The following is a 3802-nucleotide window of genomic DNA, read 5'->3' on the forward strand; positions in this document are numbered from 1 at the left end:
CCGACATTGTTAGCAATTCCATGTCGCTTGATACTGCGCAATGTATAGAGCCCCTTGAGCGCTGTTGCAATCTTTTTGCAAGTCCATGCCTTAAAAAATTGAATGCAAAGCCTTAAAAATAAATTTCTTTAAGTTGATATCTGTTAATCAGGTGAGCAAATCACGGCGCATCACCAAGCTGCCTCGCGCGATCCATCCAAGTGCGCGTAATAATCCTTACGTCGGCCGACCTGCCGGAACCCGAACGACTCGTATAAACGTTGGGCGGGTTTATTGCTCTCTGCAACCTCCAAAAACAAAACATGGCCGCCTAATACCGCAAGACGCCCACAAAGACCTGACAAAAGCAGTTTTCCGACCCCTTGTTGCCGGGATTCGCGCAAAACGCCCAAGGTGAGCACTTCCCCTTCCCCCACGGTCAGGCGCGCGAGCGCAAACCCCAAGGGCCGATCCCGCCAATCGACGGCCAGAAACCCGAAGACACCCCCGCCCTGCATAAGATCGACGAAAGTCTGCGGCCGCCAGCCTTCCTCGAAGCACGCCCCGTGCAAGGCGGAGGCCAGCGAGACATGGGCAAGGCCCAACTCCAGCAGTCGGGGCGGCGGCAACGACATAGCGCCAGCCTCACCCTTGGGGGCGTAAATGGGGCAGAACCCCGCCGCCGGTCGGAACAATCGCATCGGGCGGGCGCAAATAGAGGGGGGAGGCGGCGGGCAGCGCCACGCCATCAACCGTGCTTGCGCGCCATAGGGCCGCCGCATGGGCCGCGAGCGCCGCAATCGCGGGCGGCCCGCAGGGGACGCGCTCTGCCGCGATCTCAGCGAGTGCCGGAAGCTGGGCCGCATCGCCGGAGAGAAGCAGGCCACCGCCCCGTTCCGCCAGCAGCGCTTCAGCCAAAGTCCTGACCGCCTCGGGGGCCAGCACCTGCGGCGGCATTAGCGCGCGGCCCTCGGCGTCCAGCGCTTGAGCGAAGAGATCCTGGCGCTTGCTATCGAGAACAATCAGAAGTGTTTCGGGCAAGTTCGAGCGGTCGGCGCGCAAGGTCACGAACTGCGCGGCAAAACTATCGATGCCGAAAACGGGCCGCCCGGTGGCAAGGCCGATCCCGCGCGCCGCCGCCAGACCTAAGCGAATCCCGGTAAAGGAGCCGGGGCCGACCGTCGCGGCAATCGCCACCAGATCGGGATAGGCGATTCCTGCCGCCCGCTGCACTGCATCCACCATCGGCAGCAGCGCTTCCACCTGCCCACGCTGCATCGGACGGGTTTCCGAGCCGAGCAAAACACCGCTATCGACATCGATCAGCGCCACCGAAACCGCCGCTGCGCTGGCATCGAGCACGAGAAGCGCGCTCATGGCTGCACCGCCCAGTGCGCGGGGCGATGGCGGCACGTGGCGTGCAATGCTATCACCGTAAAGGATGCCGCACGCGCCGGTTCATGCGCGAATCGGGGCGAGGATGAGAGGAAGGAAAACTGTCGAATGTCGTTGGTCCGCATAACGCCCGATCTATACTCCGTGGACATCGCCCTTGCCTATGCCACATCGCAGAATGTGACGGGGCAGCCGATCTATGGGCAAGCCCACTGTTATCTGCACCAGGACGCGGCGGCGGCCCTCGGCCGGGCGATTGCGCTCGCGGCCCCGCTGGGTCTCAAATTCCGTCTCTTTGATGCCTTCCGTCCGCCCGAAGCGCAATGGGTTCTGTGGAACCATGCCCCCAATTCCGATTTCGTTGCCGATCCGCGCAAGGGCTCGCCCCATTCGCGCGGCGTCGCCGTCGACCTCACACTGATCGACGGCGCGGGCCAAGAACTCGATATGGGCACGCCCTTTGACGATTTTACCGAACGCTCCCATCACGCCCGCACCGATATTAGCCCGGACGCCCAGCGTAATCGTTTGCTGCTGCTCGGCTTAATGTCGGCGGCAGGGTGGGATTTTTATTCGAAAGAATGGTGGCATTATCAATTGTTCAATGCCCGCAGCTATCCTTTGGTCAGCGACAGTGCCGTGCCGAACCGGATGATGCCGACCGCTTAGATCGGCGCGGGCAGGACTGGACAAATCGGGCGGAGCCCCCAGGGTTGCTCCGGGGGAGATGATGGATTCTAATCAAATACCGAATATGCGGCGAAGCTTCTGGCGTCGGAAGCGTCTGTGGCGTCGGCTGTTGGTTCTGGCCGCCGTTGGGCTTGCCCACATCCTGCCGGGGGCGGCGCTGGCGCAATCGGGCATCGATGCGACGCTGCCGCGCGCGGTGATTTTGAGCTATAGCCGGATCGGCGATGATTCCGGTGCCACCGGCTCCAGCATCTCCATCGAGAATTTCGAAGCCCATTTGGCCGAATTGCGCAGCGGCGAATTCACCGTTCTGCCCGTGCCGGACATTCTTGCCGCCCTGCGCGCCAATCGGCCCTTGCCGGATCGCACGGTGGGTATTCTTTTCGACGAGCCCCATAGCTCTATTTATACGGTGGCTTGGCCGCGCCTGCGCGCTGCGCGCCTGCCGGCCACACTGTTCGTCGCACCGATACGGTGGATCGGGCAGGGCCGGATACGCTGTCCTGGTCGGAAATCCGCGATATGGCGGATGAAGGCTTGGAACTTGGCAATCAAACCGCCTCTTATCCGCACATGTTGGGGTTGGAGCGCGCCTATCTGCTGGGGCAAATCGCCCGCGCCACCGACCGGATTCGCAGTGAAACCGGGCGGAAACCCCGGCTTTTTGCCTATCCCTATGGCGAACATGATGCGGCTGCGCGCGCCCTAGTAGCCGCCGAAGGCTATGAGGCTGCTTTTGCCCAGCAGTCGGGGGTGATTCATGGGCGGCTCGATCCCTATGCCCTGCCGCGCTTTGCCATGAACGATCCTTTCGCCTCGGTGGAGCGCTTCCGTTTGGCCGCCCAAGCCTTGCCGCTGCTGGTGTCGGACGTAACCCCCACCGCGATGGCGCTGGAGAGTGCGATGCCCGCCATCGGCTTTACCCTCGATCCGATGATGGGGGCCGGGGCGGCGGCAAATCTTGCCTGCTTCGTCTCCGGAATCGGGCGGGCCGATGTACAGGAACTTGGCGACCGGCGAGTGGAAGTGCGCCTGCGCGAACCTCTTCCCAGTGGCCGGTCCAGGTTGAATTGCACGCTTGCTGCGGGCGAGGGGCGCTGGCGCTGGTTTGGGCTGCAATTCGTCGCGCCTTAGCGGGGGGATTTTCGTAATAATCCATTAACCATCCCCTGATTCTTATCAGGCTACCGCGCTGTTTTTGCCGCGCTGCCGTAAAAAAGGCACGGTCTTTGACCGTTTTGAGTCAAAAAAGAGTCGTAATTACGCTGTGACAACCTATATCCTGGACTCCGAAGAACTCTTTCTAGTGGATTGACAGGAGACGCAGAATGATTGTCCCACCGATCAATCCGGTTGTTGCGGCTCTTGCGGGCGCTGCCCAAGCGAAGCCCCAACCGGTCCTACCGCCGACCTCGGCCCAGACCCAACGCGCGATGAAGCCCGCGCCAAAGGGCGAGGAGACCCGCATGCGCGATAAGCGCGACCGTGATGAAGAACGGGATGTGGATCTCGACCAGCAGCACCGGCATTCGCTCGATCTCAGCGTGTAATCGAATTCGCGGTTTTGCCGAAAACCGGCGCGCGCGGTTTTCCGCGCGTGCGCCGGGAGTCACGGGTAGAAATTCATCCGCCTACAAACGAATTAATGTCGGTTTTTCGCTAATTTATTCTTAATGCTTTTGTGGCAAAACTTGCCTCGATTCTATCACGGCCAAGTCACAGCGCGCCCCTATCTTGG

General features: G+C 61.4%; 5 protein-coding genes. 3 read left to right on the plus strand and 2 right to left on the minus strand.

From position 1 onward, the window contains the following. Positions 1 to 170 precede the first annotated feature (170 nt). Positions 171 to 614: a GNAT family N-acetyltransferase gene (locus tag VZ95_RS08095; protein WP_052711596.1), complete on the minus strand. Its 444-nt coding sequence runs from the start codon at positions 612 to 614 to the stop codon at positions 171 to 173. A gap of 10 nt (positions 615 to 624) precedes the next feature. Then, entirely contained in the window at positions 625 to 1356 is a 732-nt protein-coding gene (tsaB, locus tag VZ95_RS08100) for a tRNA (adenosine(37)-N6)-threonylcarbamoyltransferase complex dimerization subunit type 1 TsaB (RefSeq protein WP_052711597.1), read from the minus strand. 126 nt (positions 1357 to 1482) lie between these two features. Between tsaB and ddpX the strand changes: the two genes are divergently transcribed. The 3 genes from ddpX to VZ95_RS08115 all read left to right on the plus strand — a co-directional run bounded on the left by ddpX (position 1483) and on the right by VZ95_RS08115 (position 3614). After that, the gene (ddpX, locus tag VZ95_RS08105; protein ID WP_045775402.1) at positions 1483 to 2043 is read left to right on the plus strand and encodes a D-alanyl-D-alanine dipeptidase; all 561 of its coding nucleotides are present in this window, start codon (positions 1483 to 1485) and stop codon (positions 2041 to 2043) included. Between the two features lie 438 nt (positions 2044 to 2481). Further along, complete coding sequence (locus VZ95_RS08110; protein ID WP_052711598.1) at positions 2482 to 3198, plus strand: polysaccharide deacetylase family protein; 717 nt, start codon at positions 2482 to 2484, stop codon at positions 3196 to 3198. Positions 3199 to 3392: 194 nt separating this feature from the next. Further along, the gene (locus tag VZ95_RS08115; protein WP_045775403.1) at positions 3393 to 3614 is read left to right on the plus strand and encodes a hypothetical protein; all 222 of its coding nucleotides are present in this window, start codon (positions 3393 to 3395) and stop codon (positions 3612 to 3614) included. Positions 3615 to 3802 lie beyond the last annotated feature (188 nt).

Source organism: Elstera litoralis, from assembly GCF_000963705.1.
GTDB classification, from domain to species: domain Bacteria; phylum Pseudomonadota; class Alphaproteobacteria; order Elsterales; family Elsteraceae; genus Elstera; species Elstera litoralis.

Coding starts and splice junctions, on each gene's coding strand:
- VZ95_RS08095 (WP_052711596.1), bottom strand. CDS start 614: ATGTCGTTGCCGCCGCCCCGACTGCTGGAGTTGGGCCTTGCCCATGTC.
- tsaB (WP_052711597.1), bottom strand. CDS start 1,356: ATGAGCGCGCTTCTCGTGCTCGATGCCAGCGCAGCGGCGGTTTCGGTG.
- ddpX (WP_045775402.1), top strand. CDS start 1,483: ATGTCGTTGGTCCGCATAACGCCCGATCTATACTCCGTGGACATCGCC.
- VZ95_RS08115 (WP_045775403.1), top strand. CDS start 3,393: ATGATTGTCCCACCGATCAATCCGGTTGTTGCGGCTCTTGCGGGCGCT.